This window comes from Amycolatopsis sp. NBC_00348 (assembly GCF_036114655.1).
GTDB lineage: Bacteria > Actinomycetota > Actinomycetes > Mycobacteriales > Pseudonocardiaceae > Amycolatopsis.
In genome coordinates this window covers 8,431,806-8,448,669 of sequence record NZ_CP107994.1, presented here as the reverse complement: position 1 = coordinate 8,448,669, position 16,864 = coordinate 8,431,806, and the positions used below count along the sequence as shown (strand labels likewise).

Genomic DNA, 16,864 nt, shown 5'->3' with positions numbered 1-16,864 from the left:
CAAGTGCCAGAGCTGGTCGTACAACTCACCAGGGTGGGCTTCCTCGTGCTGCTCTGGCTCTTCGTGTTCGCTGCGCTCAGAGTCGTCCGCTCGGACCTCTACGCGGCGTCGGGCATGCGTGTCCAGGTGCCGACGTTCGGGCGCAAGAAGGAGAAGAAGCCGCGCGGCGGGAAGTCGCCGCAGCAGCTGCTGGTGACCCACGGGGCGCTCGCCGGGACCCGCATCGCGCTGGACGGCAGGCCGATCCTGATCGGCCGCGCCGACGACTCCACGTTGGTGCTCGACGACGACTACGCGTCGACCCGGCACGCCCGGATCGCCCAGCGCGGTGAGGACTGGTACGTGGAAGATCTGGGCTCGACCAACGGCACTTATCTGGACCGGGCTAAGGTCACTGCACCCCTCCGGGTCCCGCTCGGAGTCCCCATCCGGATCGGCAAGACGGTGATCGAGCTTCGCCCATGACTCTCGTCCTCCGCTATGCAGCCCGCAGCGACCGGGGCCTGGTGCGTTCGAGCAACCAGGACTCCGTGTACGCCGGCCCTCGCCTGCTCGCGCTCGCCGACGGCATGGGTGGGCATGCGGCGGGCGAAGTGGCCAGCAAGGTCGTCATCGCCTCCCTCGCCCCGCTCGACGACGATGAGCCGGGTGACGACCTCCTCGCCCAGCTGCGCGAGGCGGTGGCGAACGGCAACGCCGCGATCGCCGAGCTCGTCTCGCAGGACCCGGACCTCGACGGGATGGGCACCACGCTCACCGCCGTGCTGTTCGCCGGGACCCGGCTGGGCCTCGTGCACGTCGGCGACTCGCGCGCCTACCTGTTCCGGGGCAGCCAGTTCGCGCAGATCACGCGCGACGACAGCTTCGTCAACGAACTGCTCGAACAAGGCCGGATCACGCCCGAAGAGGCGGCGGTGCACCCCCAGCGGTCGCTGCTGCTGAAGGCGCTGACCGGGCACGAGGTCGAGCCGAGCCTCACCGTGCGTGAAGCGCGCCCAGGCGATCGGTACCTGATCTGCTCGGACGGCTTGTCCGGCATGGTCAGCGACGAGACGCTCGCGGAGGCCGTGCAGATCCCGGACCCGCAGCAGTGCGCGGACCGGATGATCGAGCTGGCGCTCAAGGGCGGCGGCACCGACAACGTCACGGTGATCATCGCCGACGTCGTCGACGTCGACTTCGGTGAGGACGCGCCCATCGTGGGCGGCGCCGCCGGGGACGGCAGCGACGAGCGGCACCAGGGCGACTCGCCCGCGGCGCGCGCCCGGGCGCTGACCCAGCCCCCGCCGCAGCCGCGCCAGGAGCTGCCGCAGCCCACCGTGGACCCCAAGGCCAAGCGTCGGAAGCGGTTCCGCTGGCTGGCCGGCGCGCTGGTGGTGCTCGTGGTGCTCGCCGCGGCCGCCATCGCCACCCGCTACTTCGTGCTGAGTCAGTACTATGTCGGCGAAGGTGCGGACCAGGAAGTCGTGATCTACCGCGGCGTCCCCGGCAGCATCCTCGGCATCGACCTGCACACCTACGAGCAGGGCTCGTGCCCGCCGAACCAGGTGTGCACGGACAAGCTGCGCGTCAACCAGCTCCAGGAGGACGCTCGGCTGGCGGTGCAGAACGGCGTCAAGAAGGACAGCCTCGACGACGCCCGGAAGTACATCGACGACTTCCTGCAGCTGCACAAGCGCTTGAACAACTGCGCGCCGGCGGGGACCCAGCCGTCCCAGACGCCGACGCCTTCGGTCACGCCGACGACGACTCCGTCGGCACCGGCCGGTTCCACAGCTCCGTCGTCGGCGAACCAGCCTGCGGGGAGGGACTGCTCGACGCCGAGTTCGACGGCACCGACGACGGGAGGCGGTAACTGATGAGCCAGCCTGCCGCGAACACCGCCGAGCCGCTGGCGGCGCAGTTCCAGACGAACCCGCCGCGCGACGTGCCGACCCGGCGCAACACCGAACTGGTGCTGCTGGGGTTCGCGGCCTTCATCGTGACCATCGCGTTGGTCCTGGTGGAGGCGAACCAGGAGCAGGAACTCACCGCGTCGATCCTCTGGCTCGGGCTCGCCTACCTCGGCGTGCTGACCGGGGCGCACCTCGCGGTGCGCAAGTGGGCGCCGTACGCGGACCCGGTGCTGCTCCCCTGCGTCGCGCTGCTCAACGGCATCGGCCTGGTGATGATCCACCGGATCGACCTGGCCCAGGCCGAGAAGGCACTGCAGAACGGCAAGGACTTCTCGCCGGACGTCACCAAGCAGGTGCTGTTCACGGTCGTCTCGCTGGCGTTGTTCATCGTGGTGCTGGTGGTCGTCAACGACCACCGCACGCTGACCCGCTACGGCTACACCGCCGGCCTGATCGGCATCGTCGCGCTCGCGCTGCCCGCGCTGCTGCCGTCGAGCCTGTCCGAGGTCAACGGCGCCAAGGTGTGGCTGAAGCTGCCGGGCTTCTCGATCCAGCCGGGCGAGTTCGCGAAGATCCTGCTGATGATCTTCTTCGCCTCGTTCCTGGTGTCGAAGCGCGACCTGTTCATGGTGGCGGGCAAGAAGTTCCTCGGCGTCGAGCTGCCGCGAGCCCGTGACCTGGGCCCGATCCTGATCTCCGCCGTCGTCTGCATCGGCGTCCTGGTGTTCGAGAAGGACCTCGGCACGTCGCTGCTGTTCTTCAGCGTCATCCTGGTGATGCTCTACGTGGCGACCGAGCGGGCCATCTGGGTCGTGCTCGGGCTGAGCTTCTTCGTCGTCGGCTGCGTGATCGCCTACAACCTCTTCGGGCACGTGCAGCAGCGCGTGGCCAACTGGCTGGACCCGCTGGCCACCTACGACGACGCCGGCGGCGGTTACCAGCTGGCGCAGGGCCTGTTCGGGCTCGGCACCGGCGGCGTCGGCGGCACCGGCCTCGGCGCGGGCCGGCCGGACATGGTGCCCGAGGCCGCCACCGACTTCATCACCGCGTCGATCGGCGAAGAGCTCGGCTTCATCGGGCTCGCCGCGGTCCTGATGTTGTACTTGCTGGTGGCGATGCGCGGCATGCGGAGCGCGCTCGCCGTGCGCGACACGTTCGGCAAGCTGCTCGGCGGCGGGCTGGCGTTCACCATGGTCATGCAGATCTTCGTCGTCGTCGGCGGCGTCACGAAACTCATCCCGGAGACCGGTATCACCGCCCCCTTCCTCTCCAAGGGTGGTTCGTCGCTGCTCGCGAACTACATCCTGGTCGCGCTGCTGCTGCGGATCTCCGACGCCGCCCGCAGGCCCGGCGCCCGGCCGAAGCCGCAGCAACCGCAGGCGCCGATCGCCGAAGCGCACACGGTGCTCGTGCAGCGCCCGCCGGCGAACGGGGGCGCCCAGGCATGAACACCCCGCTCCGCAAGGTCGGCATGGCGATGCTCGTGATGGTCGTCCTGCTGCTGGCCAACGCCACCTACATCCAGGTGGTGAAGGCCGACGACTACCGCACCGACTCCCGCAACGCCCGCGTGCTCTACGACGAGTTCGCGCGCCGGCGCGGCCAGATCGTGTCGCAGGCGAACGGCGAGGTGCTGGCGAAGGTCGACCCGTCGAACGACAAGTACAAGTACATCCGGTCCTACGTCGACGGCCCGATGTACGCGCCGGTCACCGGCTACTACTCGATCAACTACGGCTCCGGCGGCCTCGAGCGCGCCGAGGACGACGTGCTGAACGGCTCGGACCCGCGGCTGTTCGTCCGGCGGCTGTCGGACATGGTCACCGGCCGCGACCCGAGTGGCGGCAACGTCCGACTGACCATCGACCCGGCCGTGCAGAAGGCCGCGTACGACCTGATGACGCAGCGGAACTACACCGGCGCCGTCGTCGCGCTGGAGCCCAGCACCGGCCGGATCCTGGCGATGGTCTCGACGCCGTCGTACGACCCGAACCAGCTCGCGTCCCACACGTCGAAGACGCAGATCGACGCCTGGAACGCGAACATCAAGAACGACAAGAACCCCATGCTGAACCGGGCGATCTCGGAGACCTACCCGCCGGGCTCGACGTTCAAGCTGGTCACCGCCGCGGCCGCGCTCGAAGACGGCAAGGGCCCGGACACCCCGGTCAACCCGGCGCCGAACACGAAGCTGCCCGGCACGAGCGTCACGCTGGAGAACTACGCCGGCGAGGCCTGCCCCGGCGCCACGTTCAAGGACGCGCTCGCGCACTCCTGCAACGTGCCGTTCGCGGAGTTCGCCGGTCAGCTCGGCGCGGACAAGATGAAGGAGACCGCGGCGAACTACGGCATCGGCCAGACGGACCTGACCGTGCCGATGAAGGTGGCGCCGTCCACGGTCGGGCCACTGGACTCCCAGGGCGCGCTGTACCAGAGTGGCATCGGCCAGCGCGACGTGCGGCTCACCCCGCTGCAGGACTGCCTGCTCGCCGCGACCGTGGCCAACAACGGGATGGCGATGAAACCGCAGCTGGTGCAGTCGGTGCTGGCACCGGACCTGTCCACCATCGAGGACTACAGCCCCACCGAGCTCACCGGCACACCGGCGCTGTCGTCGTCGAATGCCGCGATCCTCAAGGACATGATGATCGCTTCCGAGGGCTTCACCAAGGGCGGCGGCAAGCGCCCGGACATCCAGATCGCGTCGAAGACCGGCACCGCCGAGCACGGCACGGACTCCAAGAACACCTTCCCGCACGCCTGGTACACCGCGTTCGCCCCGGCGAACGACCCGAAGATCGCGGTCGCCGTGATCGTCGAGGACGGCGGTAACCGCGGGCTCGCGGCGACCGGCGGCTCGGTCGCCGCGGAAATCGGCCGCGCGGCGATCAACGCCAAACTCGGGGGTGGATAGCGCATGCTGTCCTCCGGTCAGCTACTGGCCGAGCGCTACAAGCTGACGAGCCGGATCGCCGTCGGCGGGATGGGCGAGGTCTGGCAGGCCAGCGACACCCGGCTGGACCGGACCGTGGCCGTCAAGATCCTCAAGGCCGAACTCTCCGGCGACGCCGAGTTCCTCCACCGCTTCCGCACCGAGGCGCGGATGACGGCGTCCTTGAACCACCCCGGCATCGCCGCGGTGCACGACTACGGCGAGACCCTCTTCGACGGCGACCTGTCGATCGCGTACCTGGTGATGGAGCTCGTCGACGGCGACCCGCTGGCCGGGTTGCTCGCCAAGCACGGCCGGCTGTCGGCGGAGTTCACGCTCGACATGCTGGAGCAGGCGGGCAACGCGCTGCAGGCCGCGCACGAGCGGGGCCTGGTCCACCGCGACGTCAAGCCGGGCAACATCCTGGTGACGCCGGCGGGCCAGGTGAAGATCACCGACTTCGGCGTGGCGAAGGCGGCCGACGCGGCGCCGGTCACCCGGTCCGGCATGGTCATGGGCACGGCGCACTACATCGCGCCGGAGCAGGCGCTCGGGCACCCGGCGGAACCGGCGTCCGACGTCTACTCGCTGGCGGTGTGCGGTTACGAGTGCCTCGCCGGGCACCGGCCGTTCCTGTCCGAGAACGCCGTGACGGTCGCGATGATGCACATCCGCGACATCGCGCCGCCGCTGCCGCCGGACGTACCGCCCGCCGCGCGCGCGGTGATCGAGGCGACGCTGGTGAAGGACCCGCGGCAGCGCTACAGCAGCGGCGGCGAGTTCGCGGCCGCCGTCGCCGCGGTGCGCGCCGGGATGCCGCTGCCGGCGCCGTCCGGGCTGGTCAACGCGTCCTACTCGACCGGTCAGCAACCGGTCCAGCAGCAGCCGGTCCAGCAGCAACAGCCGATCTCGCAGCAGATTCCGCAGCAGCAGCCGCACATGCCGATCGGGCCGCCATCGCCCGCGATGAACCCGATGCCGGTCATCGGCCCGCCGTCCCGGCCCGCGATGCGTCCGCTGATGGTGCCGGCCACCCGCAAGAAGTCCCAGTGGGGCTGGTGGGCGCTGCTGGCCGCGATCCTGCTCGTCGTCCTGGTGGCGGGCATCGTGCTGATCGCGAAGATGATCGGCGGTTCCGGCTCGCCGCCGCACGGTGGCCAGACGACGAGCCAGGTGGTCCCGGGCAGACAGCCGCCCGCGGAGGATCCGCCCGCGTCTTCGAGCGCCTACCCGGCGGACACTCCCGGCACGACCGACGATGGCCAGCAAGGCATCATGAACACACCTTGGACGGAATGGAACGGCACCCAGAGATGAGCACACCCAGACTGCTCTCCAACCGGTACGAGCTGGGCGAAACGCTCGGCTACGGAGGCATGTCCGAGGTCCATCACGGCCAGGACGTGCGTCTCGGCCGGGAAGTCGCGATCAAGATCCTCCGTGCCGACCTCGCCAGGGACCCGCAGTTCCAGGAGCGCTTCCGCCGGGAAGCACAGAACTCCGCCGCGCTGAACCACCCGGCGATCGTCGCGGTCTACGACACCGGCGAAGCGAACACCGAGTTCGGTCAGCTGCCGTACATCGTCATGGAGTTCGTCGAGGGCCGGACGCTGCGCGACATCGTCAAGACCGAGGGCCCGATGTCCCAGAAGCGGGCGATGGAGGTCATGGCCGACGTCTGCGCGGCGCTCGACTTCTCGCACCGCCACGGCATCGTCCACCGCGACGTCAAGCCGGCCAACGTGATGATCACGAAGAACGGCGCCGTCAAGGTGATGGACTTCGGCATCGCGCGCGCGATGCACGACGGCCAGTCCGCGATGACCCAGACCGCCGCGGTGATCGGCACGGCGCAGTACCTGTCGCCGGAGCAGGCCCGCGGTGAGTCGGTCGACGCCCGGTCCGACGTCTACGCCGCCGGTTGCGTGCTGTACGAACTGATCACCGGCGAGCCGCCGTTCACCGGCGACTCCCCGGTCGCGGTGGCCTACCAGCACGTCCGGGAGGACCCGAACCCGCCGTCGTCGGTCAACCCGGCGGTCGCGCCCGAGCTGGACGCTGTCGTGCTGAAGGCGCTGGCGAAGGGCCCGGCGAACCGCTACCAGTCGGCCGCGGAGATGCGCTCGGACCTGGTCCGCACCCTGTCGGGTCAGCGCCCGGCCGCGCCGATGGTGATGTCCGAAGACGAGCGCACGCAGGTGATGAACAACGACCGGCGGCAGCCGCAGCGCTACGAGGAGTACGCCGAGCCGGACGACGAGGACCCGAAGGCCAAGCGCCGGCGCCGCACGATCCTGGCGGTGCTGGCGGCGGTGTTCGTGCTGGGCGCGGTGCTGCTGATCATGTGGCTGTCGGGCTCGTTCAAGAGCACGCCGGGCACGGTCGCGATCCCCGACGTGGTGCACCAGACGGTCCCGCAGGCGCGGGAAACCCTGACGGGCGCCGGGTTCAACTCGATCGGGACCAAGAACGTCACCTGCGGGGTGCAGCCGACCGACGGCAGCCCGCAGTGCGAGCAGGGCGACGTCAACCGGGTCATCAAGATCGACCCCGCGTCCGGGACGCCGGTGAGCACCGACGCGAAGATCACGCTGTACGTGGGGGTCGCGCCCGGCAAGGCCCGCGTACCGGACCTCAAGAACAAGACGCGCGACGCGGCACAGCAGGCGCTGACCGACGCGAAGCTGACGCTGGACACGAACGTCGCGGAGGTCGAGGTCGACGACCCGAACCAGGCCGGCCTGGTGCAGTCGCAGACCCCGACCGCGGATTCCGAGGTCGACGAGGGCACGAGCGTCAAGATCACGGTCGCGAAGTCCAAGGAACTGAAGCAGGTCCAGGACTTCACGGGCAAGCCGTACTCGCAGGCCGACCCGGCGCTGCGAGGCCAGGGCTTCAAGACGAAGCGCGTCGACCAGGCTTCGGACAGCGTCCCGAAGGACAGCGTCATCACCCAGAACCCGAACGGCGGTTCGGTGATCCCGGGCACCACGATCACCCTCACGGTGTCGACGGGTCCGGAGCAGACCGACAAGATCGAAATGCCGAACCTGTCCGGCATGACGACCGACGAGGCGCAGTCGAAGCTGCAGAGCATGGGCTGGACCGGAAACCTGCGGCAGCAGTCCGACAAGACGAGCAAGGAACCGGAAGGCACGATCACCAAGCAGAACGTGACGCCGGGCACCCAGATCGACAAGGACCAGGCGATCACCGTGGGCGTGTCGGAGGGCAACGGCGGCTTCCCGTTCCCGACGACCACACCGGGAACGCCCGGCGGCTGACGGATCCACGAGAAAGGCCCGCACGGTTCACACCGTGCGGGCCTTCTTCGTTTCAGGCTTTGTCGAGAAACCCTTGGACGGCGCCGAGAACCTGCTCGGCGTCGCTGCCGGCGCCGCAGTCGATGTCCAGTTCTTCGGCGGCCCCCGAGCGCTTGACCTTCAGGGAGACGCCGGACTGGCAGCGGCGCAGCCACCCGAACAGCGAGCGGCAGAAGACGCCGGCGGAGTTGCTCGTCACGCCGACGAGGACGGCGTCGAAGAGCTGGACCCGGCCGCGGAGCTCGTCCTCGCCGCGCAACCACGCCGCGAGGTCCCGGAGCTCACCATCGGAGTTCGGGACGGTGATCGCTACGATCCCAGCCGTCACCCGGTCTCCCTTCACCCAGAACCGGAGAGGACCCGAACCTTAGTCGTGTTCGAGGACCGCCGGGAAGTCTCGCCGGGCAATTGAAGATTGCAAATTGCACTCAGCTGAGACCGGCGATGGGAACTCCTGGAGACTTGGCTGGCCGGTAGACGCGGAAAAGCTTGTACGCGCTCGTGCCAGCGAACGAAGCGAAGAGAACGACACCCCACCAGCTCGACATCAGGTTGCTGATCACCATGCCGGTTTGGGTCGTGGCAGGCGCCCCTCCCGTCGACGTAGCCGCCATGGCAGCCGCGAAGATCACGGAGACAATCAAGATGACACCGAGCCACGCCACTCGCGCCTTCGACAAGCCTGAGGACCACGAGGGGAACACATCCTCGAGCCGGACAACCTTCGTCTCCCTACGTGCCTGAACTCGGCGGCGGATGAAAAACCCGCATGCACTGCCGACTACCAACATGGCCAGGCCGAACGGGAAATCAGCAGACGTACGTCCCGCCGGCACCTCACCGAAGAACGCACCCACGATCCCGGCGATTCCCATGCTGCCGCCCGCATAGAACCCCGTCCACAACAACACGGAGCCGGTTGCACCGACCAACCACCTGGCAAAGGCCTTCCCTAGCTCTCGCGACTCAGGCTGATTCGTTGACACGGCAGACGGCTGCGGCTGCGGCTGCGGCTGCGGCTGCGGCTGCGGCTGCGGCTGCGGCTGCGGCTGCGGCTGCGGCTGCGGCTGCGGCTGCGGCTGCGGACCAAAGTATTGATCCGCAGCCTGCACAACCGGGTGGCGCACGAGAGGCGGCGAAACAGGAGAGCGCTTGGCAGTCGGCGCATCCGGTTCTTGGCCCACCTGCCGTTTCTGAGGCGCCGGTTCCGGCAGAACCGGCTTCGGGTCCCTCCGGAGCAAGAGACTCCCGCTCGTGTTGCCGGTCTGGGTTTGGGGCTGAGGAAGGCCTCGTTTCGCCATGGCCGCCCTCAGTGACCGAATCAGCTGGCTGACGTCGAGCTGCTGACCGGGCACGGGTGAGCCTCGGGTCAGCAGAGAAAGCAGTTCTGTGGTGAACGCTGTGTTCCGCTCATCCGCCGGCGAGTGTGAAATCGAGTTCCTGGGCGACGAAGCGATCACCGTCGTGCCGCTCACCTCAAGGTCCCGTGCGTCCACGCCACTGCCAGACATCGCCCCGATGGCCATGCCTGAGTAGCAGCAGTCCAAGACGAGGAGACGGGTCTGAGCGGGACTGTCTTCGATGATTTCCCGCACTGCCTCGAACGAGACAGCAGTGGCCTCGAGTTCGTCCGGATCAGTCTCCCTCGTGCTGAGGTACAGCTTCTCCTTGTAGCGGTGCCGAATGCCGTGTCCGGCGTAGTAGACCAGCAGGAGATCCTCGGCCTGCTGAGCCGCCTTGCGCAGTCGTGCCAGGAAGCTACGCGGGGAATCCGGCGTATCGACGACCGTGCACTGGGCCCAGCTGACGATTCCGACGAGCTGATCTGTCAGCACACCTCGCAGGTCAGCGAGGTTGTGATGCACTGCGGGAAGGTCAGGGAGCCGGCTTGCCTGAAACTCTCCGGTTCCCATGAGGATGACGCGTGAGAGTTCGGCGACGGGTAAGGCGCTCACCCCGGCTCAGGCTCCTTCGCCAAGAACATTCCGCAAGGCTCGGAGGACCTGATCTGCGTCTTCAGCCGAACCGCAACTGAGCACCAGTTCTTCACCCTTGGGACTCTTGACCTTCAGATCGACCTTCGACGCATCTCGCCGGTGCTTCAGCCAACTGAACAGGCCGTTGCAAAACGCCGTGGCTGTGCCGCTGGTCGCGACAACCACCAGGGACTCGAGCGTGCCACCCATCTGTCCTGGGAGCGGGGGCGCCTCCGAGAGCTGGACTCTTCCGCGAAGGCCTTCTTCCGCGCGCAGCCACGATCCGAGCTGGCGCAACTCGTCCTGCGCATCCGGCATCGAGATCTCGATCATTCCTGCCGACACTTGCCATCCCCTCACCCGCGCCTTACTCGACTCGGCCAAACAGAGTAACCCAGTGATACACATCACGGGAAGTTCGGGCGAAAGATATGCCTTTTGCAAATTGCCACCGCAGAGCACCTGCACTCAGGAACGGCGCTGCACGAGCCGGGAGACGACCACGAAGCTGACGGCCAGCGCCACCGCCGACGTCACCACCGCCAGCGCCAGCGGACCGCCGACCGGATCTTCGTTCGTCAAAGCCCGCAGCAGCGGGTGGACCAGCGGGATCTTCGCCAGCAGCACGACGACCAGGGTGATCACCGCGGCGAGCACCGTCCAGCCGATCCGGTTCACCAGCAGCCGCGAGCACGGCAGCGCGATCGCGATCCCCAGCAGCGCGCACGCGATGTGGGCCAGCAGCCCGATGCCCAGCGCGGCCGGCTGGACCTTGAACGACTTGAGCGCCGACCACGTCTCGGTGATCACCGTCAGGACCAGCGAGCAGCCCAGCACGGTCAGGACCGCGCCGGTGATCAGCCGCCGCCACTGTCGCGCGTGGCTCAGGGTCACCAGGCGCTGCACCGGGTCTTCGATGTCGAGCAGCGCGATCGTCAGCCAGCACGACACGACCAGCAGCCCGCCGGCGCTCACCCCGAACAACGGCAGCGGCGGCGAGTGCGGGTCGGCGTAGAGGATCACGCAGAGCGCGAGGTAGGCCAGCAGCGCGGGCAGGTACCGCTGCGAATGTCCCAGCAGCGCCAGGTAGTACCGCGTCAACGCGAGCACGGCGCGACCTCCCGGACCGACCAGCCGTCCTTCAACGCGCGCAGCAGCACGGCGTCGACGGAATCGACGTCGACGGTGAGCACGACCTGGGCGCCTTCGACGACCGCGTGCCGCACGCCGGGCTCGTCCGCCCAGTCGGTGCCGTGCCCGCGCAACACGATCCGCGTGGCCGGTGCGGTGGTTTCGGTGGTTTCTCCGGTGAGCCGGCCGGCGGCCATCAGGTGCACGACGTCGGCGTGGTCGTGCACCACCTGCGGCCGGTGGTCGGTGAACACGACACTCGCGCCGCGCGCCCGCGTCTCGTCGACGAGCTCGCCGAGGATCGCGTGCGTGGCGACGTCGAGCCCGGACCACGGCTCGTCGAGGATCAGCAGGTCCGGCCGCACCAGCACGGCCTGGGCGAGCCCGACCTTCTGCGCGTTGCCCTTGGACAGCGTCCGCAGCGGCGCCGTCGGACCGCCGACGAGCGCGAGCCGCTCGAGCAGCGGGTCGATCGCCGACAGGTCGGTGAGACCGCGGATGCGGCCCATGTGCCGCAGGTAGGCCCGCGCGCCCATCCGCTGGCCGGCCGGGAAGCGGTCCGGCAGGTAGCCGATCCGCGGGCTGCCGGTGACGGTGCCGGTGGTGGCGTGCGAGACGCCGGCCATGATCCGCAGCAGCGTCGACTTGCCGGAGCCGTTGGTGCCGAGGATGCCCACGACCCGCCCGGGTTCGACGCTCAGGTCGACGTCGTGGAGGACGAAGTCGCCGCGCCCGTACCGCTTACCGACGCCCTCGAGCCGGATCACGCAACGGCGGCCTTCTGCAGGGCCTTCGTCGCGCGCTCCAGCTCGGCCACGCGCTTCGGGTCGACGGGGTGCCCGGCCGTGGCCATCCAGTTGGCCAGCATCCGGTGGCCGCCTTCGGTGAGCACGGACTCGGGGTGGAACTGGACGCCTTCCAGCGGCAGCTCGCGGTGGCGCATGCCCATCACGATGCCGGTCGCGGTGCGGCCGGTGACCTCGAAGACGTCGTCCGGGATCGTCTCCGGGAGCACCGTCAAAGAGTGGTAGCGGGTGGCCGTGAATTCTTCCGGCAAGCCTTTCAGAACGCCGACGCCGGCGTGGCGCACCTGGCTCGTCTTGCCGTGCAGCAGTTCGGGAGCGCGGTCGACGGTCGCGCCGTAGACGACGCCGAGCGCCTGGTGGCCGAGGCAGACGCCGAGCATCGGGGTCGACGTCTCGGCGCACTTGCGGATGACGTCCATGCTCTGACCAGCGCGTTCGGGGGTGCCGGGGCCGGGTGAGACGAGCACGGCGTCGAACTCGGAGACGCGGTCGAGGTCCACGACGTCGTTGCGCCAGACCGTGCAGTCCGCGCCGAGCTGGGCCAGGTACTGGACCAGGTTGTAGACGAAGCTGTCGTAGTTGTCGACGACCAAGACGCGCATGCGGCGAGCTTACCGGCTCCCACTGGCTGGACCGTACCGCAAATCACATTTTAGGTTAGGGCATCCTAACTTACCGTGGAGGGTGTGAGCCGATCCCTTCGCGTAGCCGTCGTGGGCGCTGGTCCCGCCGGCATCTACGCCGCCGACATCCTGGACAAGTCCGACGCCGACGTCACGATCGACCTGTTCGAGCGGATGCCCGCGCCCTTCGGGCTGATCCGCTACGGCGTCGCGCCCGACCACCCGCGCATCAAGGGCATCGTGACCGCGCTGCACAAGGTGCTGGACAAGCCGAACATCCGGCTGCTGGGCAACATCGACTACGGCACCGACATCAAGCTCGAAGAGCTGCGCGAGTTCTACGACGCGGTGATCTTCTCGACGGGCGCGTCCGCCGACCGCGCGCTGGACATCCCGGGCGTCGACCTCGACGGCAGCTACGGCGCCGCCGACTTCGTCTCCTGGTACGACGGCCACCCGGACGTCCCGCGCACCTGGCCGCTGAACGCGTCTTCAGTCGCGGTGCTGGGCGTCGGCAACGTCGCGCTGGACGTCGCCCGCATCCTCGCGAAGACGGCCGACGAGCTGCTGACCACGGACATCCCGGACAACGTCCACCAGGGCCTCAAGGCGAGCCCGGTGACGGACGTCCACGTGTTCGGCCGCCGCGGCCCGGCGCAGGCGAAGTTCACGCCGCTGGAGCTGCGCGAACTGGACCACTCGCCGAACGTCGAGGTCATCGTCCAGCCCGAGGACATCGAGTTCGACGAGGGCAGCATCACCGCGCTGCGGGCGTCGAAGCAGATCGACATGGTCGTGAAGACGTTGCAGGAGTGGGCGATCCGCGACCCGGGTTCCCGCCCTCGCCGCTTGCACCTGCACTTCTTCCACTCGCCGTCGGAGGTCCTGGGCGCCGACGGCCGCGTGACGGGCCTCCGCACGGAACGCACCGAACTGACGGGAAACGGAAACGTCCGCGGCACGGGCGAGTTCCACGACTGGGACGTCCAGGCGGTGTACCGCGCGGTGGGCTACCTGTCGTCACACCTGCCGGAACTCCCGTTCGACCACGTGAACGGCGTGGTCCCGAACCAGGCGGGCCGCGTGCTGGACCTGGACGAGAACCAGCTCCCGGGCGTCTACGTGACAGGCTGGATCAAGCGCGGCCCGATCGGCCTGATCGGCCACACGAAGGGCGACGCCGCGGAGACGATCGCCAGCCTCCTGGCCGACGCCGACACCCTGACGGCCCCGAAGTACCAAGCACCGGACGCGATCCTGGACTTCCTGGCCGCCCGCGGAATCCCGTTCACGACCTGGCAAGGCTGGGCCAAGCTCGACGCCCACGAGAAGTCCCTGGGCCTCGCGACCGGCCGAGAGCGGATCAAGGTGGTGGAGCGCGAGGAGATGACCCGGGTCTCGCGCGACTGAGCTTCCCCAACGCCGTGGCGGCCACCCCCGGGCAGGCCGGACCGGCCGCCACCGACCAGCCCAACACCCCGATCTTCGGCCCACTCACCTCACAAGACAGCCCCCACCCATCCCTGGGGGGCGTCCCCTGTCCAGCGTATCGGGACCCGGTCGCCCAAAAGGGTGACGCGGGGAATCTGTGGACAACTCGCGCCCTGTGGATGGTTTTGTTGCGCGTCAGCTCGCGCCGAGGTAGGCGAGGACCGCCAGGACGCGGCGGTTCGTGTCGTCCGAGGCTGTGATGGTCAGCTTGGCGAAGATGTTCGCCGTGTGCTTGCCGACTGCTCCTTCGCTGAAGTGCAGCCGCGTGGCGATCGCCGCGTTCGAACAGCCTTCCGCCATCAGGCCCAGGACTTCGCGTTCGCGTGCGGTCAGGGCCGCCAGTGGGTCGGATGGGTTGCCCGCCAACAGCTTGGCGATCACCTCCGGGTCCATCACCGTGCCGCCGGCGGCGACGCGGCGGACCGCGTCGATGAACTGGTCCGCGTTGAACACGCGGTCCTTCAACAGGTAGCCGATCGCGCCCGTGCCGTCGGCCAGCAGCTCGCGCGCGTACAGCTGCTCGACGTGCTGGGACAGCACCAAGATCGGCAACCCGGGGATCTCGCGGCGGACCGAGAGCGCCACTTGGATGCCTTCGTCCGTGTTCGTGGGCGGCATCCGAACGTCCACAATGGACACGTCGGGTCGGTGGGAACGCAACGCCGACTCCAGTTCCGGGCCGGTGCCGACCGCCGCGACGACGTCGAAGCCGTGGGCGGCCAGCAGGTGCGTCAGGCCGTCTCGGAGGAGGTACTGGTCCTCGGCGATGACGGTCCGGGGTCGAGCTGGCACGGGATCTCCACGGTCGCCCTCGTCGGCCCGCCGGTCGGGCTGGTCAGCGTCAACCTACCGTCGAAGCCGCCAAGCCGGCGCTCGATCCCGCGCAGGCCCGAGCCGCGCGCCGGGTTCGCGCCGCCCGGGCCGTCGTCGGTCACCGTCAGCGTCAGCACGCCGTCCTCGAACGCGACGTCGATGGTCGCGCGGCGCGAGCCGTGCTTGGCCGCGTTGCCCAGCAGTTCCGACACCGCGAAGTACGCGCACGCCTCCACCGGCTCCTCGACGCGCCCGGGCAGCGAGCCGGTGACTTCCGCTTTGACCGGGCTGTCCAGCGCGATCGCGCGCACCGCGTCCAGCAGCCCGCGCTCGGACAGGACCGGCGGGTGGATGCCGCGGATCAGCACCCGCAGCTCGGCGAGCGCCTCCGCCGACGCCGACCGCAGCTCGGCCGCCAGCCGTTTCGCCGCCGCCGGGTCGTGGTCCACCAGCGCTTCGACCGCGCCGAGCTTCATCCCCATCGCGACCAGCCGTGACTGGATCCCGTCGTGCAGGTCGCGCTCGATCCGCCGCAGTTCCGCGGCCTGCGCGACCGTGACGTCCGAACGCGTCTGCTTCAGCCGTTCGACGCGCTGGGCGAGCCGGGACGCCTCGGTCGGGCCCAGCAGCAGCCGCGCGAACTTGCCCGCCTCCTTCGCCAGGAACATCGTCGGGACGAGCCCGAGGACGAACGCGGCGAGCGCGACCGGGGTCAGCATGAGCGCGTGCCAGGTGTCCGACGGCCCGCCGAAGAACCCCGGCCAGGTGACGCCCCAGGTCGCCATGATCGGCCGCCAGATCCACAGGTCGAGCAGGCCGAGGAAACCGCCGAACACCAGCACGGCCGTCGGCAGCGCCAGCAGCGCCGAGCTCAGCGGCAGGACGACGGCCGCGAGCACGTCGCGCCAGGTCGCGCGGTCGCGCAGCACCCACCGCGTCCGCGAGAGCTGCATCGGCCACCACGGCTCTTCGTAGAGTTGCTGGCCCACCTGGAAAAGCCCGTCGGGCCGCGGCGTCGGCAAGGGCGGCAGTGGCAGGTATGGAGACAGGATCCGCACACCGGTCCAGTTGCCGACTTCGCGGCGCAGGGTGTTCGCGATGTCCCGGCTCCACCGCACCACCGGCGCCGCCATCGGCGGGGCCACGAGCAGCAGGGCCACCGGCCACACCGCGAACGCCGTGAGCACCAGCGAAAGCGCGAAGATCCCCAGCTGGTGCCCGAGCGAATCCAGCCGCCGGTGCATCCACCGAAGGGCGCCGATCTTCGACGCCGCACCGGGACGGCGGCCGAGCCACCAGTGCGTCCAGTGGCCGTAACCGCGCAGCGCCACCGGCCCGCCGAGCAGCGCGAACACCGGTAGCAGCAGCGTGACCAGCGGGTTCACCAGCTGCCAGCTGAACTCGCGCTGCGCCGCCGGGTCCTCCATCACCCACGTGAGCCGGCGGCTCCAGCTGATCCAGAACGCGCGCTTGTAGAGCGTGTTGCCGTCGCGGTACCAGCCATCGCGTTCCCGTTCCGGTGCCGGCGGCTCGGGTCGGTACGGCGGCTCGACCTCGACGCCGCACCAGCGCCCGGACAGCGTCCGGACCGTCGCCGAGCGGTGCCGGGCCCATTCGATCGCGGGGCCCAGGAAGAAGACGAGGCCGAGGCACAGCAACGCGAAAGCGACCAGCTCGACCAGGACGTCGAACCAGCTCAGCAACGCGAACGCCGCGAGCGCGAACGCCCGGCCGACCGCACGCACGTAGGCCATCTCCCACCTCCTGTCCCGTGATCCTCGCCGATCGACGCGCACCCGCGCACTGCCCGCAGCTCCCCGGACGAGGTGGGCCCAGCCCCACCCCGGCGTCAGCAAAACCCTACTTGAGCTGGG

General features: G+C 69.3%; 15 protein-coding genes. 7 read left to right on the top strand and 8 right to left on the bottom strand.

The features are described 5' to 3' along the window. Positions 1-3: 3 nt before the first annotated feature. From OHS58_RS37550 to pknB, 6 genes are read left to right on the top strand one after another with little or no spacing between them, the layout of a single operon-like run. Positions 4-465, top strand: coding sequence for an FHA domain-containing protein FhaB/FipA (locus tag OHS58_RS37550; protein ID WP_247059705.1), 462 nt, complete (start codon positions 4-6; stop codon positions 463-465). Continuing rightward, positions 462-1,859, top strand: coding sequence for a PP2C family protein-serine/threonine phosphatase (locus OHS58_RS37545; RefSeq protein ID WP_326956434.1), 1,398 nt, complete (start codon positions 462-464; stop codon positions 1,857-1,859). Before OHS58_RS37550 ends, OHS58_RS37545 begins: the two co-directional genes overlap by 4 nt. Beyond that, the gene (locus tag OHS58_RS37540) at positions 1,859-3,343 is read left to right on the top strand and encodes an FtsW/RodA/SpoVE family cell cycle protein (RefSeq protein ID WP_247059701.1); all 1,485 of its coding nucleotides are present in this window, start codon (positions 1,859-1,861) and stop codon (positions 3,341-3,343) included. Before OHS58_RS37545 ends, OHS58_RS37540 begins: the two co-directional genes overlap by 1 nt. Then, on the top strand, positions 3,340-4,809 hold the full coding sequence (locus OHS58_RS37535; protein WP_328645573.1) for a peptidoglycan D,D-transpeptidase FtsI family protein: 1,470 nt from the start codon (positions 3,340-3,342) through the stop codon (positions 4,807-4,809). Before OHS58_RS37540 ends, OHS58_RS37535 begins: the two co-directional genes overlap by 4 nt. 3 nt (positions 4,810-4,812) lie before the next feature. Next, complete coding sequence (locus OHS58_RS37530; RefSeq protein ID WP_328645572.1) at positions 4,813-6,144, top strand: serine/threonine-protein kinase; 1,332 nt, start codon at positions 4,813-4,815, stop codon at positions 6,142-6,144. Continuing rightward, the gene (gene pknB, locus OHS58_RS37525) at positions 6,141-8,111 is read left to right on the top strand and encodes a Stk1 family PASTA domain-containing Ser/Thr kinase (RefSeq protein WP_326945465.1); all 1,971 of its coding nucleotides are present in this window, start codon (positions 6,141-6,143) and stop codon (positions 8,109-8,111) included. The genes OHS58_RS37530 and pknB overlap by 4 nt, the downstream gene beginning before the upstream one ends. Positions 8,112-8,163: 52 nt before the next feature. Here the strand turns inward: pknB and OHS58_RS37520 are convergent, their stop codons facing one another. The 6 genes from OHS58_RS37520 to OHS58_RS37495 form a co-directional block, all read right to left on the bottom strand. Next, the gene (locus tag OHS58_RS37520) at positions 8,164-8,478 is read right to left on the bottom strand and encodes an effector-associated constant component EACC1 (protein ID WP_326945464.1); all 315 of its coding nucleotides are present in this window, start codon (positions 8,476-8,478) and stop codon (positions 8,164-8,166) included. Positions 8,479-8,578: 100 nt separating this feature from the next. After that, positions 8,579-10,105 (bottom strand): caspase, EACC1-associated type, encoded by a 1,527-nt coding sequence (locus OHS58_RS37515; protein WP_328645571.1) that lies wholly within the window; start codon positions 10,103-10,105, stop codon positions 8,579-8,581. Positions 10,106-10,111: 6 nt separating this feature from the next. Beyond that, the gene (locus OHS58_RS37510) at positions 10,112-10,459 is read right to left on the bottom strand and encodes an effector-associated constant component EACC1 (RefSeq protein WP_328645570.1); all 348 of its coding nucleotides are present in this window, start codon (positions 10,457-10,459) and stop codon (positions 10,112-10,114) included. A 135-nt stretch (positions 10,460-10,594) separates the two neighbouring features. Then, a complete protein-coding gene (locus OHS58_RS37505; protein WP_328645569.1) occupies positions 10,595-11,236 on the bottom strand; it encodes a hypothetical protein in 642 nt (213 codons plus the stop codon). After that, positions 11,224-12,024, bottom strand: a complete 801-nt coding sequence (locus OHS58_RS37500; protein WP_328645568.1) for an ABC transporter ATP-binding protein — start codon at positions 12,022-12,024, stop codon at positions 11,224-11,226. The genes OHS58_RS37505 and OHS58_RS37500 overlap by 13 nt, the downstream gene beginning before the upstream one ends. Beyond that, positions 12,021-12,665 (bottom strand): aminodeoxychorismate/anthranilate synthase component II, encoded by a 645-nt coding sequence (locus tag OHS58_RS37495; protein ID WP_247059691.1) that lies wholly within the window; start codon positions 12,663-12,665, stop codon positions 12,021-12,023. Before OHS58_RS37495 ends, OHS58_RS37500 begins: the two co-directional genes overlap by 4 nt. 111 nt (positions 12,666-12,776) lie before the next feature. Between OHS58_RS37495 and OHS58_RS37490 the strand changes: the two genes are divergently transcribed. Next, positions 12,777-14,096 (top strand): FAD-dependent oxidoreductase, encoded by a 1,320-nt coding sequence (locus OHS58_RS37490; protein WP_328645567.1) that lies wholly within the window; start codon positions 12,777-12,779, stop codon positions 14,094-14,096. Between the two features lie 216 nt (positions 14,097-14,312). Here OHS58_RS37490 and OHS58_RS37485 read toward each other — a convergent pair whose 3' ends face one another. Then, complete coding sequence (locus tag OHS58_RS37485) at positions 14,313-14,969, bottom strand: response regulator transcription factor (protein WP_328645566.1); 657 nt, start codon at positions 14,967-14,969, stop codon at positions 14,313-14,315. Next, positions 14,909-16,744, bottom strand: a complete 1,836-nt coding sequence (locus OHS58_RS37480) for a sensor histidine kinase (protein ID WP_328645565.1) — start codon at positions 16,742-16,744, stop codon at positions 14,909-14,911. Before OHS58_RS37480 ends, OHS58_RS37485 begins: the two co-directional genes overlap by 61 nt. Positions 16,745-16,864 lie beyond the last annotated feature (120 nt).

Coding starts and splice junctions, on each gene's coding strand:
- pknB (WP_326945465.1), top strand. CDS start 6,141: ATGAGCACACCCAGACTGCTCTCCAACCGGTACGAGCTGGGCGAAACG.
- OHS58_RS37510 (WP_328645570.1), bottom strand. CDS start 10,459: ATGATCGAGATCTCGATGCCGGATGCGCAGGACGAGTTGCGCCAGCTC.
- OHS58_RS37535 (WP_328645573.1), top strand. CDS start 3,340: ATGAACACCCCGCTCCGCAAGGTCGGCATGGCGATGCTCGTGATGGTC.
- OHS58_RS37540 (WP_247059701.1), top strand. CDS start 1,859: ATGAGCCAGCCTGCCGCGAACACCGCCGAGCCGCTGGCGGCGCAGTTC.
- OHS58_RS37545 (WP_326956434.1), top strand. CDS start 462: ATGACTCTCGTCCTCCGCTATGCAGCCCGCAGCGACCGGGGCCTGGTG.
- OHS58_RS37495 (WP_247059691.1), bottom strand. CDS start 12,665: ATGCGCGTCTTGGTCGTCGACAACTACGACAGCTTCGTCTACAACCTG.
- OHS58_RS37530 (WP_328645572.1), top strand. CDS start 4,813: ATGCTGTCCTCCGGTCAGCTACTGGCCGAGCGCTACAAGCTGACGAGC.
- OHS58_RS37480 (WP_328645565.1), bottom strand. CDS start 16,744: ATGGCCTACGTGCGTGCGGTCGGCCGGGCGTTCGCGCTCGCGGCGTTC.